The following is a 17,011-nucleotide window of genomic DNA, read 5'->3' as shown; positions in this document are numbered from 1 at the left end:
GAGGCAGCTGAATTACTTGATGAGTTTCCAGGTGTTGTTTTCGATGGTGACCATGACGCGGGCGCGCTGGTCAAAACCCTGGTGATCGTTGGCCGACATGTTGAAGATGCCATGCGCGGCCGGCAGGTTCTTGGTGCTTTCGATGGCATCGCGCAAGGCCTTGCGGAATTCCTTGGTGCCCGGCTGGGCCTTCTTCAGGGCGACCGGGATGGCGTTCTGCAGCAGCACGCCGGCATCCCAGGCGTGGCCGCCGAAGGAACTGACGCTGCCCTTGCCATGGGCGGCTTCGTACTTGGTGACGTATTCCAGCGCCGATTTCTTGACCGGGTTGTCGTTCGGCAACTGGGCGGCGACGACCATCGGGCCGACCGGCAGGAAGGCGCCTTCGACATCCTTGCCGCCGACGCGCAGGAAATCGTTGTTGGCGACGCCGTGCGTTTGATAGATCAGGCCCTTGTAGCCTTTTTCCTTCAGGGCCTTCTGCGGCAGGGCGGCCGGGGTACCGGCGCCGCCGATCAGGATGGCGTCCGGCTTGGCGGCCATCACCTTGAGAATCTGGCCGGTCACCGAGGTGTCGTTGCGCTGGTAGCGCTCGCTGGCGACGACCTTCAGCTTGCGGGCTTCGGCGATCTTGGCGAATTCCTTGAACCAGCCTTCGCCGTAGGCGTCGGCAAAGCCGATGAAGGCGACGTTCTGAACGCCCTTGTCGGTCATGTGCTGGACGATGGCGGTCGCCATGTGGGCGTCGTTCTGGGCCGTCTTGAAAACCCACTGGCGCTTGGCGTCCATCGGTTCGACGACGATCGCCGAGCCGGCCATCGAAATCAGCGGCGTTTCGTTGTCGACCGCGACATCCATCATGGCCAGCGAATTCGGGGTGGTGGTCGAGCCGATCATCACATCGACCTTGTTCTCGCCGATCAGCTTCTTGATGTTCTTGGTCGCCGCGGTCGGGTCGGTCGCATCGTCGAGCACGATGTAATTGACCTTCTGGCCGCCGATCGTCGTCGGCAGCAGGGCGATCGTATTTTTCTCCGGGATGCCGAGCGAGGCGGCCGGGCCGGTGGCCGACACGGAAACGCCAACGTTGATGTCGGCCAGCGCAGCGGTCGATACGGTGGCGAGAACGGCGAGGGTCAGTTTCTTGAGCATGGTCTTATCCCGGAAAAAGAAACACAAAAAGGTAAAAAATCGAAGGGCGGAAGTCTACCACGCGCCGCCCCGGGCGCTGCCCCGGGCGGTTGCGTCAATACTGCCGGCGAAGTTTAGCGGGCCAGTTTCCAGCCGCCTTCGCGAATGCTGACCATGACGCGGGCGCGCTGGTCGAAGCCGAGATGGTCGGTCGGGCTCATGTTGAAGACGCCATGCGCCGCCGCGACGTTGCGGCTGCCTTCCAGCGCATCGCGCAGCGCCAGGCGGAATTCGCGGCTGCCCGGGGCGCCTTTTTTCAGCGCCTCGGGGGCGGCACTGGCGAGCAGCAGGCCGGCGTCCCAGGCATAGCCGCCGAAGGCATTGACGCTGCCCTTGCCATGGGTAGCCTCGTATTTCGCGACATATTCGCTGGCCGTTTTCTTGACCGGGTTGTCGGCCGGCAACTGGCCGGCAACCAGCACCGGCCCGGTCGGCAGCACGGTGCCTTCGCAGTCCTTGCCGCAGACGCGCAGGAAATCGTTGTTGGCGACACCGTGCGTCTGATAGACGACACCCTTGTAGCCTTTTTCCTTCAGCGACTTCTGTGGCAGCGCAGCCGGCGTCCCGGCGCCACCGATCAGCACGGCATCGGGCTTGGCGGCAAGCACTTTGAGGACCTGGCCGGTGACTGTGGTGTCGGTGCGATTGAAGCGCTCGTTGCCGACCAGCCGGATCTTGCGTACTTCGGCCAGCTTCGAGAACTCGTTCCACCAGCCTTCGCCATAGGCGTCGGAAAAGCCGATGTAGGCCACCGTCTTCACGTTGTTGCTGGTCATGTGCTCGACGATGGCGGTCGCCATGTGGGCATCGTTCTGCGCCGTCTTGAAGACCCATTTGCGCTTGTCGTCCATCGGCTCGACGATGCGCGCCGAGGCGGCCAGGGCGATCATCGGCGTTTCGTTCTCGGCGGCGATGTCGATCATCGCCAGCGAGTTGGGGGTTGTCGTCGAACCGATGATCAGGTCGACCTTGTGCTCGCTGATCAGCTTGCGGGTGTTCTTGACCGCAGTCGTCGTGTCGGAGGCGTCGTCGAGCACGATGTAATTGACCTTGCGGCCGGCCATCGTCTTCGGCAGCAGGTCGATGGTGTTCTTTTCCGGAATACCGAGCGAAGCGGCCGGGCCGGTCGCCGACAGCGTGACGCCGACGTTGATGTCGGCGAGGGCTGCGGTCGACAGCGCCCAAAAGGCTAAAACCATTTTTGTTTTCTGCATTTTGTCTCCCATCGGTAAATCAATTGCACAAAAGTGAAAACCCTAGTCTGCCACGGGCTTTCCCGCAAGCCGGCCGGTCAACCGGGCGTGATAAAGTCTCTTTTTTTGCGCAAAACGGGTTCTGCCATGTTCTCTGGAATCATCGCGGCGGTTGGCCGCATCACCCATCTCACCGCGCGCGAAGCCGGTTTCCGCCTGCAGGTCGAAGCCGGTACGCTCGGCCTCGATGATGTCGCGCTCGGCGACTCGATTGCCCACAACGGCGTCTGCCTGACCGTCGTCGCCAAGGAAGGCAATCACTTCATGGTCGATGTCTCACCGGAAACCCTGTCCTGCACCGTCGGTCTCGATGCGCCCGGCCCGGTCAATCTGGAAAAGGCCCTGCGTTTGTCCGATGTCATTGGCGGGCACCTGGTCTCCGGTCATGTCGACGGTGTCGGCGAGGTGCTGCGTTTCGACCCGGTCGGCGACAACCGCCTGCTCGAAATCCGCGCTCCGAGGGAGATTGCCAAATTCATCGCGCGCAAGGGTTCGGTCACCGTCAACGGCACCAGCCTGACCACCAATGAAGTGGCGGGCGACATTTTCACGATCAACCTGATCCCCCACACCCTGGAAAACACCACCCTGCATTTGCTGCAGGCGGGCAGCCGGGTCAATCTCGAAGTCGACCTGATCGCCCGCTACTGCGAACGCCTGCTGAGCGCCGAGCGCGGCTGAGGGTTACAAACCGTAACTATTTGTTTGCCGGCTAACCTTGTAAAAGCAGCCACCCGCCCCCATAATTCGAAGCATGGTTGTAACTCCGGCGAGCTGGAGACGTTCTGGACAGGGGTTCGACTCCCCTCATCTCCACCTAAGCGCATTGCGGTGCGTTTAGATGGGGGTGTACCGGTTTCGACAGGGCGGGTGAAGGTGAGCAGGCAACTCGTCAGGCGATCGACGTTAATGAAGCAAATTCATAAATGCCAATGATGAGCATTTCGCTATTGCCGCCTAAAAACGGCTAGCCGGGGCTGCTAGAGCCTTGTTACCAAAGATAGCCGGCGGGGACTTCGGTCCCCGTCGTCAATTCCGGCGTCGGTTTTGCGCCGGCCTGGCCTGCTCGATCTCGCGACGGCCACCAACTTCCCTCCGCTGATTTTGCTGTTGCCCGTCTTTGCCGTGGCGACCGGCTCCCCTGTGACAATTTGCCGCATCGGCAGCGCGGCCTCGATCAAATAGAATTCGCGCACTCCAAAACATTGTTTTTTAAGTGTTTTTGATCTCCGTCAATATTAGGGAATGCTGTGGTTTCTGCCGTGCTACCACCTCTGGATTGTTCTGAAGTCCGTCCGTCGACCTTCGAGCGCCTGGCGCATCTGGGTCTGGTTGTCGGGCTGCATCTTCTATTGGGCTACGCGGCGCTCTATCTGTCGGTCAAGAACGAGCTGATCCAGTTGCCGTCGAGCATCAGCGTCCGGCTGCTGCCGATGATCGAGGAAAAGAAACTCGAACCGGCCAAGCCCTTGCCGCCGCCGAAGCCGCTGCCGCCGGCCCGCCGCACGCCGGTGGTGCAATCGCAGCCGGTGCTGGCCGTGGCCAGCCCGGCGCCGGCCAGCAGCAGCTTTGCCGTGCCGCCGCAGCCGCCGGCGCCGCCCGTGCAGCCGATTGCCGCCGCCCCGGCGCCGGTGGTGGCATTGGTCGCGGCGCGCTTCGACGCCGATTACCTGCATAACCCGAAACCGGTCTACCCGCCGATGTCCCGGCGCAATGGTGAGGAAGGCAAGGTCCTGTTGAAAGTCCGGGTCAGCGCCCAAGGCACGGCGCTCGAGGTGGCGATTGCCAAGTCGAGTGGTTTTGCCCGGCTCGACGGGGCCGCCGCCGAGGCCGTCACCCGCTGGCGTTTCGTGCCGGCGCGGCGCGGTGATGAAGCTGTTGAATCTTCGGTGGTCGTCCCGATCACCTTTGCGCTCGATTGAGTAAGGAAAGGGAAAACATGCAATCGCAAATGGGCATCGCCCACTTCTGGAGCCAGGGTGACCTGGTGACCCACAGCACCGCTTTCATTTTGGCCCTGCTTTCGCTGGCGTCGTGGACGGTGATCCTGAGCAAGCTGATGTCGGCCTGGCGGGCCTCGCGTTCGCAGGAGCGGGCGCTGAACAGTTTCTGGAGCGCCAATTCGCTGCCCGAGGCGCTCGAAGCGCTGCGCCGCGACGATCCGTCGGGCATCTTCGCCGGCCTGGCGCTGACCGGTGCTCATTCGGCGCAGGCCCACCAGCAGAACGCGGCGCGCGGCATCGGCGCCGGCGTCAATGCCAGCGAGTTCGTCACCCGCTCGATGCGTTCGCATATCGTCAATACCCAGGCCCGCATCGAGCGCGGCCAGACCTTTCTCGCCTCGGTCGGCTCAACCGCGCCCTTCATCGGCCTGTTCGGCACGGTCTGGAGCATCTACCACGCGCTGGTCGGCCTCTCCGGTGCGACCCAGGTCGTCCTCGACAAGGTGGCCGGCCCGGTCGGCGAGGCGCTGATCATGACGGCGGCCGGCCTCTTCGTCGCCATCCCGGCTGTGCTCGCCTACAACGCCTTCACCCGCGCCAACCGCCTGGTTGCCGTGCAGCTCGACGGTTTCGCCCACGACCTGCACGCCTACCTGACGACCGGTGTCCGCGTCGGCGGTAGCGTCAATCTGGTCGATATCGGCGCCGCCCGCGCCAGCCGGCAGGGCTGATCATGGCTTTCGGCAGCTTTGACGAAGGTGGCAGCGGCCAGCCGATGGCCGAAATCAACACGACGCCGCTGGTCGATGTGATGCTGGTGCTGTTGGTCATCTTCATCATCACCGCACCGCTCTTTCACCAGGCGGTGCCGATCGACCTGCCTCAGGTCAGCGCCAGCAAGCTCGACGACAAGCCGGAAGTCATCCAGTTGGCGATCGATGGCGACGGGGGGCTCTTCTGGAACGGCGAGGCCATCCCGCGTGATGGGCTGGATGCTCGCTTCGCCGCGGCCAGTGCTCGTCAGCCGGAACTGCATCTGCGTGCCGACCGCAAGGTGGCCTACGAAAAGGTGGCCGATGTGATGGCCGCGGCGCAACGGGCCAGCATCGTCAAGATCGCCTTCCTGACCCAACCCAATTCCTGATTCGGATTGTTGAGATAACACGATGAAACACCCGCGCCCCAAGCCGCTCGCGCTGGCGATTGCCGCCCTGATTGCTTCCGGTCAGTTGCTGGCGGCCGACGATGAAGATGCCAAGCAGCTCTCCGAAATGACGGTGCGCCAGAGCCGGCCGAGCGCCGTCGTCCAGAACCCTTCGCCGCAGGCGGAAGTGACCGGCGAACAGGTGCGCAACATGAACGTCGTCAATACCGAGGACGTCGTCAAATACATGCCCAGCCTGCAGATCCGCAAGCGCTACATCGGCGACCGCAATGCGATCATCGCGGCGCGCACCACCGGCACCGTGCAGAGCGCCCGTTCGCTGGTCTACGCCGACGGCCTGCTGCTCTCCAACCTGCTCGGCAACAGCTACGCCTACCCGGCGCGCTGGAACCTGGTCGGCAGCGAGGAGATCGATACGGTCAACGTGCTGTATGGGCCGTTTTCCGCGCTGCTGCCCGGTAATTCGGCGGGGGCGACGATCCTGATGACGACGCGGCAGCCGGAAGGGGCCGAGGCGCATGTCCGGACCCAGATGTTCTCGTCCAATTTCAAGCTCTACAACACCGACATGACGGCGCACGGCCATCAGGAGCAGGGCAGCGGCGCCGTGCGCTACGGCAAGCTGAGCATTTCGGCGATGGCCAACCATCTCGACAGCTACGGCCAGCCGATGAGCTTTGCCACCGCCGAGCGGGCGACCAGCGGTACCGGCGGGACGCCGGTCAGTGGCGCCGTGATCGACAGCGACCCGACCGGCGCCCGCCGCGTCATCGTCGGCGCCTACGGCATGGACCACACCATCCAGGACGTCGGCAAGGTCCGCCTGGCCTACGACTTCGCGCCGGGTACCCGACTCGCCTTCACCTTCGGCGAGTGGCGCAACGATTCGACCAGCCGCCAGGAGAGCTACCTGAAGAATGCCGCCGGCCAGACGGTGAGCAGTGGCATCGTGCTGATCAACGGCCAGCGCTACAACCTGACCGCCGGCAACTTTGCGCCGTCGCGCAGCGATACGGTCAACCGCCTGTACGGCCTGACTTTCGACAGCCGGTTGGCCGACGACTGGCGTTTCGAAAGTGCCTTCTCGGTGTACCAGACGCCGACCGACCTGACGCGGACGGCGAACACGGCCAGTTCCAGTGCCGGTTCGCTGGCCTATAACGACGGTTCCGGCTGGAACAATGCCGATCTCCGCCTGATCTGGAAGCCGCGCGGCAGCGGCCACGCGGTGACGGCCGGCTTCCACCACGATGCCTACCGCTACGACTACAGCAAGTACAACGCCAGCAACTGGCTGAACGAGGCCAGCCGGACGACGCTGAGCAACCGCAACGAGGGGCGGACGCAGACGCAGGCCTTCTACCTGCAGGACGAATGGAAATTCGCCCAAAACTGGACGTTGACCGCCGGCGTGCGCCAGGAATCCTGGCAGGCCACCGATGGCCGGATCTATACCCCGGCCCTGGGCAACAACAGCTTCAACGACCGCGAAGAAAGCGGCACCTCGCCCAAGCTCAGCCTGGCCTGGCAGGCGACCGCCGACTGGACGCTGCGCGCCTCGCTCGGCAAGGCCTACCGCTTCCCGACCGTGACCGAACTGTTCCAGACTGAAACCACCGGCTCGACGACCCGGATCAGCGACCCCAACCTGAAGCCGGAAAAGGTCTTCGCCAAGGATCTGACCGCCGAAGGGGCGGTCGGCCAGGGCATCCTGCGCCTGTCGCTGTTCGAGGAAACGGTCGAGGACGCGCTGTACAGCTTCACCGACTACAGCAACACGACGCGCAACCAGAACATCGACAAGCTGCGCGCCCGCGGCGCCGAAGCCGCCTACACGGCACCCGAGGTGCTGCGCGGCCTCGACCTGACGGCCAGCCTGACCTACGTCCATTCGCGCGTGCTGGAAAACCAGCTCAATCCCGCGATGGTCGGCAAATGGATGGTCCGTGTGCCGGACTGGCGGGCCTCGCTGCTGGCGATCTATCGCTTCAACGAGCAATGGACCGGCTCGCTCGGCTACAAGTACAGCGGCCGCCAGTACAACAACCCGGACAATTCCGACCAGTGGCCCGATACCTACGGCGGCAACAGCAAGTTCTCCACCTTCGATGCCAAGGTCTCCTACCGGCTGGCCAAGCAGGCCGCCGTCGCCTTCGGCGTCGATAACCTGACCAACGAAAAATACTATGCCTTCCACCCCTACCCGCAGCGCACCTTCCATGGCGAAGTCCGTGTCGATTTCTAGGCGACTTGCTGGCGGGCTGCTGCTCGGCCTGTTCGCGTTCGGCGCGCTGGCGGCGGACGGCATGCCGGGCATGGCGAAGGCCGCCAAGCAGGAACTCGGCGCCTCGGCGATTTTCGCGCCGGACGGCAGCCTGCTCGTCGCCACCAAACAGGGCGACCACGTCATGCTCTACCGCAGCCGCGACGAGGGCCAGAGCTGGTCGGCACCGGCTGCGGTCAACGCCCGGCCGGAGGCCATTTCCGCCGACGGCGAGAATCGCCCGAAGCTCGCCTTCGCGGCCGATGGCGGCTTGCTGGTTTCCTGGACGCGGCCGCTCGGCAAGCCCTACAGCGGTGCCATCCGGCTGGCCCGGGCCGACGACGGCCAGAACTTTGCCGCGCCGCTCACCGTGCACAAGGATCCGGCCGAAATCACCCACCGTTTCGAATCGCTGCTGACGACGCCGGACAACAAGGTCATCGTCGCCTGGATCGACAAGCGCGACCTCGAAGCGGCCAAGGCCGGCAAGAGCGCCTACCGCGGTGCCGCCATCTACAGCGCCGTGTCGACCGACGGCGGCCGCAGCTTCCAGGCCGAGCGCAAGCTGGCCGACCATTCCTGCGAGTGCTGCCGGATTACCAGTGCGCTGGACCATGACGGCACGCCGCTCTTCATGTGGCGCCACGTCTACGCCCCGAACGAGCGCGATCACGCGCTGGCCCGCTTGGCGACCGACGGTACGCCGGCCAGCGTGCAGCGCGCCACCTTCGACCGCTGGAAGGTCGATGGCTGCCCGCATCACGGCCCGTCGCTGGTGGTCGATGGCGCCGGCGTCCGCCATGCCGTCTGGTTCAACCAGAAGGACGGCGAAGGCCGGGTGTTCTACGGTCGACTGCTGCCCGGGGCCGAAATCCGTGTCGAGGGCCAGCGCCCGGTCGGTGGGCCGCGCGCCGCGCATGCCGATCTGGCGACGGCCGGCGGCAAACTGGCCATCGTCTGGAAGGAGTTCGACGGCGAACGGACCCAGTTGCGCGGCCTGATCTCCGGCGACGGCGGCCAGCGTTTCGACGAACTCCAGCTCGCCGCCACCGAAGGCGCCTCCGACCAGCCGCGCGTCATCCGGCGCCAGGACAAGCTGTACGCTTTCTGGCGCACCGAGAAGGAAGGCTTCCGCGTGCTGGTGCTGCCATGAGCCGCCGCCTGCTTGCCGCGCTGGCCCTGGCGCTGACCGCCATGCCCTTGCTGGCGGCCGGATTCACCCCGCTCGACCGGGCCGCCGCCCGGCAACTGACCGAGGCCGGCAGCTATCGGCAGCCGACCATCGTCGCACTGTGGTCGGCCGACTGCAGTCACTGCAAGAAAAACCTGCAACTGCTCGCCGGCCTGGTCAAACGCAACAAGCAGTTGCGGGTCATCACTGTCGCCGCGGAAGTGGCCGAGGCCGGCCATGTCCCGTTGCTCGACCGCTACGCCTTGCCCGGGCAGCGCTATGTCTATGGCAGCGACAGCCCGGAGGCGATTGCCTATGCCATCGACCCGAGCTGGGCCGGCGAGTTGCCGCGGACGTTTCTGTTCGACGGCGCCGGCGGCAAGGCAAAACTGTCCGGCGTCCTCGACCAGCCGACCATCGAAAAGGCCACCGGCTTGCGCTTCTGATCCGCGCCGTTCCCGGATGGCATCTCAAACCGCTTCTGGCACAAGCATCTTGCCGACCTGAGCCGGGGCTTTCCGTGTAATCTTCGAGTCTTACTTTGGTACTAGCCCAAGAAGACAATGGACAAAGATCAGGAGATTCTGGCGATCAGCCGGCTGGTGTTCGAGTTGACCAAAATTGGCGATGCCGATCTGGACAAGATGCTGGCCCGCCTGTTCGATTTGCTGCAAACCCTGCCCGGCATCCTGGTTCAGCCGCGCAGTCTGATCCTGTTGCAGACTTCGCGCCGGGCACTGATCCAGGTTGCCCAGCATGGTCTGCCACCGGCCTGGGCACAGTCCGAGATGACGATCCCGCCGGCCGGACCGGTCGCCGCCGAGGAGGCGGAGGCTTTCCTGGCGACGCCGGCCAGTCTCGATCCACCGCTGGTACTGCCCGGGCTGGCGGCCGATGCGCCCTGTTTCGTGCTGCCCTTGAACGAAGGGGAGCACGTCGCCGGGCGGGCGCTGCTCTTCATCGACCCGGCCTGGCAGCCCGATGCGGTCGAGTTCGAATTCATGAGCGACCTGGCCAAGGCGCTGTCGGTCCTCGTCTCGCGTTGCGTCATCAACGAAACCCTGCGCGTCCGCGAGGTCGAGCTGGAAGATGCCCGTACCGACGCCATCCGGCGTCTGGGAACCGCCTCCGAGTATCGCGACAACGAAACCGGCATGCACATCATGCGGATGACGCATTTCGCGACGGCGATCGCCAAGGCGATGGGCCTGTCGGCGGAAACCCGCGAATTGCTGGCCATCTGCGCGCCGATGCACGACGTCGGCAAGATCGGCATTCCCGACGCCATCCTGCTCAAGCCCGGCCGGCTGTCGAGCGACGAGTTCGAGGTCATGAAGAGCCACACCGACATCGGCAAGCGCCTGCTGACCGGTGAGGACAGCCTGATCCAGGCGGCGCGCGACATTGCTGCCAGCCACCACGAGCGCTGGGATGGCACGGGGTATCCCGACGGCCTGGCCGGCGAGGCGATTCCGCTGCTGGCGCGCATTTGCGCGGTGTCCGATGTTTTCGATGCGCTGACCTCGGTGCGTCCCTACAAGCGGCCGTGGCCGCTGGACGAGGCGGTGGCCTGGGTGCGCGAGAATTCCGGCACGCATTTCGACCCGGCCGTGGTCGCTGCCTTCGATCTCGCCCTGCCGGAAATCATGCGCATTCGCGAACTGTACCGGGACGACATCATCGATCCCAACCAGGTGCTCAACTTCCCGGAAACGGTCTACAGCAGTGCCGACTGGGTGCGCTGGGAGGACAGTCTCAGTGTCGGCATCGATGTCATCGACGAGCATCATCGCTACCTGTTCGATCTGGCCAACGATCTCTTTGAGGTGGTCTCCAACAAGCGCGGCGCACGCGAGGTGGCCCGCGTGCTGAAGGCGCTCGATCAGTACGTGCAGGTCCATTTCCGGGCTGAGGAACGGATGATGGATCACTACGGCTACCGGGCGCTGCAGCACCAGCAGCGTCAGCACGGCCAGTTCGAGGAACGCCTGCGCGAGTTCTACAACGAACTGCACAGCAATCCGCTGACCGCGCAGTTCGAGGTGCTGGTTTATTTACGGAGCTGGCTGGTCAAGCACATCGTGCACGAGGATGCGCACTTGCGGGAGCTGGTGACCAGCGCCGCCGTCTGAGTTCCTGCTTGGTCAGAATAGAAAAGCCCGGCACCAAGCCGGGCTTTTCTTTTGGTCGAAACGACTCAGAAGCGGTAGTTCATGCCGACGTAGAGCGAGCGCCCCATGCCCGGCACGGCATAGCCGTAGGGTGGGCGGTTGGTGCCTGACCAGCCGGTCGAGCTGCCGATCGACATGGTCATGCCCTGGCCGATATAGGCACCGCCCAGCGGTAGCGCATATTGCTTGTCGAGGGCGTTTTCGAGGCCGATGTCGAAGCGCAGGTTCTTCAACTCGTAGCTACTGCGCAGATTAAGCAGGCCGTAGCCGGGCGTCTTGATTTCGCTACGTGTCTGCGAAACCTCGTCCTTGGCGCTGACCAAGACTTCCTCAAGGGTGTTGGTCCAATTGCCGGCCCGGTGTTCCAGGGTCAAGCGGGCATTGAGCGGCATGATGTTGTAGAGGTTGTCGCCAGTCGTTCGGTTCTTGCCGTCGACATAGGCGACGACACCGCGCGCCGTGAAGCTGCCGATGGCGTCGATGCGCCCCAGTGCGGCATAGCCCGACAGGTCGACGCCGTACAGGCGGGCGTCCTGGTTGACCAGCGTCAGGTAGTTGTACTGGCCGCTCTTGCAAGCCTGGACCGAGCTGGCGCAGGTGGCGTCGATGTAGTTGTCGACATGGCTGAAGTACGGTGTCAGCTTGACGCCCCACAGTTTTTGCGTCGGGTCGTGCCAGTCGGCGCTGACGCTCAGCGTGTGGGCCACTTCCGGCTTCAGGTCGACATTGCCGACGTAGCCGTTGCCGTCGTTGACCCAGTTGTTCATGGTCATCGCCATCATCCCGGTCGACCAGGTGTAGCGCTCGTAAATGCTTGGCGAGCGGGTCTTGCGCGAATAGCCGCCTTCATAATTCTGGCCGGCATCCGGCGTGAAGCGGGCAAGCGCGGTCAGATCGAGGTTGTGGTCGGTCTGGCTGCGGTCGCGCCGGTTGAACTTGTTGGCATCGGTGTTGTAGCTGCTGTTGTAACCGCTGACCGTGCCTGTATCCATGCTCACCGTGCTGCTGCGGGCGCCGAGCAGGGTTAGCCATTGCGGCGTCCAGGCCGCTTCCCATTCACCGAACAGGTCGAAGCGGTCGCGCTGGCCGTTGTTGATGTTCCAGAAGGTGTTGGGCTGCATGCCGCCGACCGGCTGGCCGTTGACGATGCCGTAGGAGGCCGGCCACCAGTCGTCCAGCCGGTAACGCTGGTAGTCGCTGCCGAGGCGGAGCAGGTCGCGGCTGGAAAGGACGATTTCACCCTTGATGGCGGCGCCGCTGTTCTTGCCCTCGGTATTCATCGGCATGCCCGGCACGGTACGGCTGGTGTGGTACCAGTACAGCTTGTCTTCCATGAAGTTCATTGCGTGCCGCGTCTGCTCGTTATAGACGCGGGCTTCCAGCTTGCCCCAGTCGAACTGGCCGGTATAGGCGAGATTGACCTGTTTGCTCTCGTTATCCGTCATGTCCATGTGCTGATTGGGGAAGCCCTGGTAGGGGATGTGCTGGTAGCCGAGCTTGAGGTCGAGCAGATGGTTGTCGAGCTTGTAGGCGATGCCGAGCAGGTGGTTCTCGGTCTTGTAGGCGGTGGAGGCGACGACGTCGCCGGAAATCCAGTGCGAACCGGCCGTCGTGTAGGTGGCTTGCATGCCCGGCTTGAAGGCCTTGGCCGAACGGTAGTTTTCCGCCTGGGCGGTCGAGCCGCTGTAGCGGATGCTCAGGTTTTCGCTGGCCAGCGTCGCCGCGACATTGACGCCGCGGGCGTCACCGTTCGAGCGGTAGAAGCCGCCGATTTCACCCGTGGTGAGCCGGCCGGCGCCGGGGGCGGCGAAGCGCGGCGCCTTGGAATTGACGACGATGGCACCGCCGATGCTGTCACCGCCGGCGCTGACCGGCGTGATGCCGGCATAGACCTTGATCTGCTCAACATTGGTCGGGTCGATGTAGGAGAGCGGTGGATTCATGTGATTGGCGCAGGCCGAAATCAGGTCCATGCCATCGACCCGGATGCGCAGGCGGTCGTCGCCCAGGCCGTGGATGATTGGCAGGCTGGAAACGCCGCCGGCGCCTTGTAGTTGAACGCCGGGAATATCCCGCAGCAGGCTGGCCGTGTCGCTGGTCGATGGGCGCAGCGGCGCCAACTGCCGGCTATCGACTTCGGCCGACTCGGGGGCGGGCCGGATCTTGCTGGCGCTGACCACGACATCGTCCATCACCTGGGTCGTGGCGCCTTCGGCGATGGCCGTCTGCCAGGCGGCGGACGAAGAAAAGGCGACGGCAATGGCGGCCGCCAGCGGACGGGTGCGATACCCCATGAAGTTCTCCCTGATTTATTGGTATTTAAGCGAAACGTGATTTTCGGGGAGATGCGAGGGCACGGGAATGCGACAAATTGCCGCGCGACAATTTGTCTAATTCCGGCGAGCTAGGGAAAGAACTAGGCTTGGGCCCGTATTTCACCTCTTTTCCCGGCCTGGACATGCGGCTCGTCAGAGCGGCGCACCGGCCTTTTCTGGAAGATCATCATGAAGCGACTGCTGGCCTCTCTCTGCTGCACTGTTCTCGGTATTGCTTTCGTAGCGCAGGCCAAGGCGGACGACGTCGAGCCTGCCCTGTATCGCGCGGCGATGCTGCACAAGGCCGGGGAAACCGGGGCAGCGCTGGCGATCTGGCTCGATAGGGCAAACCGGGGCAGTGTCGATGCCGCCTACAATCTGGCCGTCATTTACCAGCATGGCGACGGCGTGGCGCTCGATTACGGCAAGGCGATGCACTGGTACAAGGTGGCGGCGGGCCAGGGCGACAAGGCTTCCCGCATCCAGGTCGGGCTGATGTACCAGATCGGTCAGGGTGTGGCGGCCGACCAGGAAGAGGCGTATCGCTGGTACACGATGGATCGGCGCCAGCATCTGCACCACGAGCATGATCCGCAACTCGCCGCCTGGCGTCGGCAGGCGCTGGCCCTGATCGAGGAGCGCGACCGCCGGGCGCAGGTGGCGGTTTCCCGTTCGTCATCAGCGCTGGTCTTGGCCGATCTGCAACGGCGCGCCGGCATGCTGGCTGAACTACCGTCAGCCAAGGCAATGCTGGCTTCTTCGGCTCGCTTGCCTTAGCGGTTTTTGCCTTTTCTGGCCGGTCGACCGCAGCAATCAGCAAAAACGCTGAATAACCTCAAGCATTTCATCGGCACTGAACGGCTTGGCGATGAAATCGTCCATGCCGGCAGCCAGGCAGTGTTCGCGGTCGGTGGTCAAGGCATTGGCGGTCAGCGCGATGACCGGCAGGCGCGGCAGGCCATGCTCGATTTCGTGGGCGCGCAGGTGGCGAGTCGCTTCGACGCCGTCCATGTGGGGCATCTGCATGTCCATCAGCACCAGATGGAACGGTGTGCTGGTCCCGGCAATGGCGCTCAGCGCCTGCAGGCCGTCTTCGGCCAGTTCAACCTGGCAGCCGAACTTGACGAGCAGCTTTTGGGCAAGCATCTGATTGACCGGCGTGTCTTCGACCAGCAGGACGCGCTTGTTGCGCAGCAGGCCCGTTGCCGCCGGCTGTGGCTCGCCCTGGCCGTCGGCTGGCAAGGTGTTGGCGGCCAGCTTGCAGTCGATGGCAAAGATAAAGGTGCTGCCCCGGCCCGGCTGGCTGTCGAGACGGATTTCACCGCCCATCAGGTCGACCAGGCGGCGGACGATGGCCAGGCCGAGGCCGGTGCCGCCGTATTTGCGGGTGGTGGAGCTTTCCGCTTGCGAGAAGGGGGCGAAGATCATCTGCTGCTTGTCCGGGGCGATGCCGATGCCGGTGTCGCTGACCGTAAACTGCAGCCGCCACTCGTCCGCCTCTGCCTTGGGTTCGGCCCGGACAGTGATCACGACGCCACCCTGTTCGGTGAACTTCAGCGCATTCGACAGCAGATTGGTCAGGATCTGGCGTAGCCGGAACGGGTCGCCAATAATTCGCTGCGGCAAGTTGCCGTTCGCTTGCCAGCGCAGGCTCAGGCCCTTCTCCCGGGCCTGGACGGCGTAGATGCCGACCAGGCTGTCGAGCAGTTCGGGCAGAACGAGCGGGATCTTTTCCAGGCCGAGATGGCCGGCATCGATCTTCGAGAAGTCGAGAATGTCGTTCAGCACCTGCATCAGGCTTTCGCCGGAGAGCTTCACCCAGGTCAGGTATTCGCGCTGCTCGGCGGACAACTCGGTGGCCAGCGCCAGATCGGTCATGCCGAGAATGCCGTTCATCGGCGTCCGGATTTCATGGCTCATCGTCGCCAGGAAATCGGTCTTCGCCTGGGCGCCTGCCTCGGCAGCCAGGGCCAGGGCCTTGGCTTCGTCGCGGGCGGTGGTCAAGTCGAGGATCCGTTCGCCGACGGCGCGCGACATCGCATTGAAGGCGGCGCCGAGCCGGCCGACGTCGTCGTCGCCCTCGGCCACCGGTGGCGGCGTCAGGTTGCCGGCGGCCACCGCTTCGCTGGCCCGGGTCAGGTCGCTCAGGTGGCGGGTCAGGAAATAGCCGAGCAGGCCCATCAGGCCGGCCGAGAAAATGATCTCAAGCAGCGCGATGCCGACCCCCTGCTTGAACAGTTGGCCGTGTGCTTCGATGATCTGCTTCAGATCGAGGCCGAACTGCAGCATGCCCAGCTTCTGGCCGTAGGCCTCGACCGGTAGCGCAACGTCGTAGCGTGGCGCGTCGCCTTCTTCTTCGAACAGGTGAAAGCCCTTGTCCGCCAGCGGCAGGGGTTTGTGGTCAGGCCAGCCGCTGCCAGCCAGGCGCCGGCCGCTGCTGTCACTGACCGCCAGGTATTCGATGCCGCTGACCGCGGCGCTCTCGTCGAGCACGGCCTGGACCGTGGCGTAGTCGTGCTGGGCCATCGGCGCCAGGATGGCGGCGATCAGCACGGGGGCGATCTGTTCGGCGTGACGCCGGGCCTGGGTACCCATATGGTCGGTCAGCAGGCGCAAGCTGTTGGCGACCAGCAGGGTCAGCATCACCGCCTCGATGGCGACGGCGAGGAGCAGCAGGCGACCACGGATGGAACGCAAGGGGGAGACGGCGGTCATTTGCCCTTGATCTGAAGCAGCGTTTCCGCGGCGTAAGGTTCCATGGCCTCGAGTTCTTTCGGGCGCAGCTTGCGATAGCCGCCGAGCTTGTTCTCTTCGAAATACTTCTTGCCTTCGGCGGTCTCGGCAAAGATCCACAGCGCCGCATCGATCTTGCCCTGCTGGTTGCTGCGTTGCCGGTTCAGTAAGTAAACCCGCCCAACCATCGGTTCGCTCTCGGCCAGAATGCGCAGGGCAGCCTGTTGTGCCGCCGGCAGTTTCTGGTAATTGGCCAGCGAAGTGAAGGCGATGGCGGCATCGCCGGCCAGCACCTGGCGGCTGACGCTGTCGGCGGCGGAGATGTAGCGCAACGTGACGTCGCCCAGATCGTTGGTTTTCAGCCAGTGCTGGCCCCACAGCGTGACCAGCGAGCTGCGCGACAGGCCGAGTCCGGTCGCCCCCTTGAGATCGGCCGCCTTGCGGTATTTGCTCTGGCGGGCGACTAGCGCCACCGCCTTGAAGTCGGCCTTGTAGGTGAGCAGCGGCAGATAGCCGGCCTCGGTCTGATAGAGGCGGGCCTGATGACCGGTGGTGACGGTAAGGTCGTATTCCTGGTTCAGCGCGCGGCGGCCGAATTCGGTGAAATCCGGTGCGGTCTGCACTTCGACCGGCATGCCCAGCGCACTCTCCAGATGCTGGCGCAGCGGCTGATACATTTCGAGAATGACCCGGGCGCTGGTGTGCGGGGCGATACCCAGTTTGAACGTGGCGTCCTGGCCGTGGGCCGGGCCGGCGAACAGTGCAACGAGAGAAAGCAGGATGGCGATGGTCGGGCGGGCCAGCAT

14 protein-coding genes and 1 other RNA gene are annotated in these 17,011 nt (G+C 64.3%); 10 read left to right on the top strand and 5 right to left on the bottom strand.

What is annotated here, in order from left to right; all coding sequences use genetic code 11:
• Window positions 1–12: 12 nt before the first annotated feature.
• A complete protein-coding gene (locus tag GH663_RS02785) occupies window positions 13–1,152 on the bottom strand; it encodes an ABC transporter substrate-binding protein (RefSeq protein ID WP_153130182.1) in 1,140 nt (379 codons plus the stop codon).
• Between the two features lie 113 nt (window positions 1,153–1,265).
• The gene (locus GH663_RS02780; RefSeq protein ID WP_246181481.1) at window positions 1,266–2,390 is read right to left on the bottom strand and encodes an ABC transporter substrate-binding protein; all 1,125 of its coding nucleotides are present in this window, start codon (window positions 2,388–2,390) and stop codon (window positions 1,266–1,268) included.
• A gap of 141 nt (window positions 2,391–2,531) precedes the next feature.
• Here GH663_RS02780 and GH663_RS02775 point away from each other — a divergent pair, with 141 nt between their 5' ends.
• The 9 genes from GH663_RS02775 (at window position 2,532) to GH663_RS02735 (ending at window position 11,118) form a co-directional block, all read left to right on the top strand.
• Window positions 2,532–3,125: a riboflavin synthase gene (locus tag GH663_RS02775; RefSeq protein ID WP_153130180.1), complete on the top strand. Its 594-nt coding sequence runs from the start codon at window positions 2,532–2,534 to the stop codon at window positions 3,123–3,125.
• A 26-nt stretch (window positions 3,126–3,151) separates the two neighbouring features.
• Window positions 3,152–3,476: a transfer-messenger RNA gene (gene ssrA, locus GH663_RS02770) on the top strand.
• Between the two features lie 230 nt (window positions 3,477–3,706).
• Window positions 3,707–4,366, top strand: a complete 660-nt coding sequence (locus GH663_RS02765) for an energy transducer TonB (RefSeq protein WP_246181480.1) — start codon at window positions 3,707–3,709, stop codon at window positions 4,364–4,366.
• Window positions 4,367–4,383: 17 nt separating this feature from the next.
• Entirely contained in the window at window positions 4,384–5,118 is a 735-nt protein-coding gene (locus GH663_RS21330) for a MotA/TolQ/ExbB proton channel family protein (protein ID WP_153130179.1), read from the top strand.
• Window positions 5,119–5,120: 2 nt separating this feature from the next.
• Entirely contained in the window at window positions 5,121–5,531 is a 411-nt protein-coding gene (locus tag GH663_RS02755) for an ExbD/TolR family protein (RefSeq protein ID WP_066885856.1), read from the top strand.
• Between the two features lie 22 nt (window positions 5,532–5,553).
• Window positions 5,554–7,797 (top strand): TonB-dependent receptor, encoded by a 2,244-nt coding sequence (locus GH663_RS02750; RefSeq protein ID WP_153130178.1) that lies wholly within the window; start codon window positions 5,554–5,556, stop codon window positions 7,795–7,797.
• Entirely contained in the window at window positions 7,784–8,968 is a 1,185-nt protein-coding gene (locus tag GH663_RS02745) for a sialidase family protein (protein WP_153130177.1), read from the top strand. The genes GH663_RS02750 and GH663_RS02745 overlap by 14 nt, the downstream gene beginning before the upstream one ends.
• Window positions 8,965–9,432, top strand: coding sequence for a TlpA family protein disulfide reductase (locus GH663_RS02740; protein ID WP_153130176.1), 468 nt, complete (start codon window positions 8,965–8,967; stop codon window positions 9,430–9,432). The genes GH663_RS02745 and GH663_RS02740 overlap by 4 nt, the downstream gene beginning before the upstream one ends.
• A 117-nt stretch (window positions 9,433–9,549) precedes the next feature.
• Window positions 9,550–11,118, top strand: coding sequence for a bacteriohemerythrin (locus tag GH663_RS02735; RefSeq protein WP_153130175.1), 1,569 nt, complete (start codon window positions 9,550–9,552; stop codon window positions 11,116–11,118).
• A 65-nt stretch (window positions 11,119–11,183) separates the two neighbouring features.
• Here the strand turns inward: GH663_RS02735 and GH663_RS02730 are convergent, their stop codons facing one another.
• On the bottom strand, window positions 11,184–13,451 hold the full coding sequence (locus GH663_RS02730) for a TonB-dependent receptor (RefSeq protein ID WP_153130174.1): 2,268 nt from the start codon (window positions 13,449–13,451) through the stop codon (window positions 11,184–11,186).
• 210 nt (window positions 13,452–13,661) lie between these two features.
• On the opposite strand from GH663_RS02730, the gene GH663_RS02725 reads away from it, so the two are divergent.
• A complete protein-coding gene (locus tag GH663_RS02725; protein ID WP_153130173.1) occupies window positions 13,662–14,249 on the top strand; it encodes a tetratricopeptide repeat protein in 588 nt (195 codons plus the stop codon).
• A 36-nt stretch (window positions 14,250–14,285) separates the two neighbouring features.
• On the opposite strand, the gene GH663_RS02720 is transcribed toward GH663_RS02725, so the two are convergent.
• Both GH663_RS02720 and GH663_RS02715 read right to left on the bottom strand, forming a co-directional pair.
• On the bottom strand, window positions 14,286–16,187 hold the full coding sequence (locus GH663_RS02720) for an ATP-binding protein (protein ID WP_153130172.1): 1,902 nt from the start codon (window positions 16,185–16,187) through the stop codon (window positions 14,286–14,288).
• Entirely contained in the window at window positions 16,184–17,011 is an 828-nt protein-coding gene (locus GH663_RS02715; RefSeq protein WP_153130171.1) for a phosphate/phosphite/phosphonate ABC transporter substrate-binding protein, read from the bottom strand. Before GH663_RS02715 ends, GH663_RS02720 begins: the two co-directional genes overlap by 4 nt.

It is taken from the genome of Dechloromonas hortensis (assembly GCF_009469765.1).
Taxonomy (GTDB): Bacteria; Pseudomonadota; Gammaproteobacteria; order Burkholderiales; family Rhodocyclaceae; genus Azonexus; species Azonexus hortensis.
The sequence above is the reverse complement of the archived record's forward strand: the minus strand, read 5'-3'. Positions and strand labels throughout refer to the sequence as shown.

What these genes read in the sequence shown, in the direction of transcription:
- GH663_RS02755 (WP_066885856.1), top strand. Translation starts at nt 5,121, where the DNA reads ATGGCTTTCGGCAGCTTTGACGAAGGTGGCAGCGGCCAGCCGATGGCC.
- GH663_RS02750 (WP_153130178.1), top strand. Translation starts at nt 5,554, where the DNA reads ATGAAACACCCGCGCCCCAAGCCGCTCGCGCTGGCGATTGCCGCCCTG.
- GH663_RS02740 (WP_153130176.1), top strand. Translation starts at nt 8,965, where the DNA reads ATGAGCCGCCGCCTGCTTGCCGCGCTGGCCCTGGCGCTGACCGCCATG.
- GH663_RS02725 (WP_153130173.1), top strand. Translation starts at nt 13,662, where the DNA reads ATGAAGCGACTGCTGGCCTCTCTCTGCTGCACTGTTCTCGGTATTGCT.
- GH663_RS02735 (WP_153130175.1), top strand. Translation starts at nt 9,550, where the DNA reads ATGGACAAAGATCAGGAGATTCTGGCGATCAGCCGGCTGGTGTTCGAG.
- GH663_RS02785 (WP_153130182.1), bottom strand. Translation starts at nt 1,152, where the DNA reads ATGCTCAAGAAACTGACCCTCGCCGTTCTCGCCACCGTATCGACCGCT.
- GH663_RS02775 (WP_153130180.1), top strand. Translation starts at nt 2,532, where the DNA reads ATGTTCTCTGGAATCATCGCGGCGGTTGGCCGCATCACCCATCTCACC.
- GH663_RS21330 (WP_153130179.1), top strand. Translation starts at nt 4,384, where the DNA reads ATGCAATCGCAAATGGGCATCGCCCACTTCTGGAGCCAGGGTGACCTG.
- GH663_RS02730 (WP_153130174.1), bottom strand. Translation starts at nt 13,451, where the DNA reads ATGGGGTATCGCACCCGTCCGCTGGCGGCCGCCATTGCCGTCGCCTTT.
- GH663_RS02780 (WP_246181481.1), bottom strand. Translation starts at nt 2,390, where the DNA reads ATGGTTTTAGCCTTTTGGGCGCTGTCGACCGCAGCCCTCGCCGACATC.
- GH663_RS02720 (WP_153130172.1), bottom strand. Translation starts at nt 16,187, where the DNA reads ATGACCGCCGTCTCCCCCTTGCGTTCCATCCGTGGTCGCCTGCTGCTC.
- GH663_RS02715 (WP_153130171.1), bottom strand. Translation starts at nt 17,011, where the DNA reads ATGCTGGCCCGCCCGACCATCGCCATCCTGCTTTCTCTCGTTGCACTG.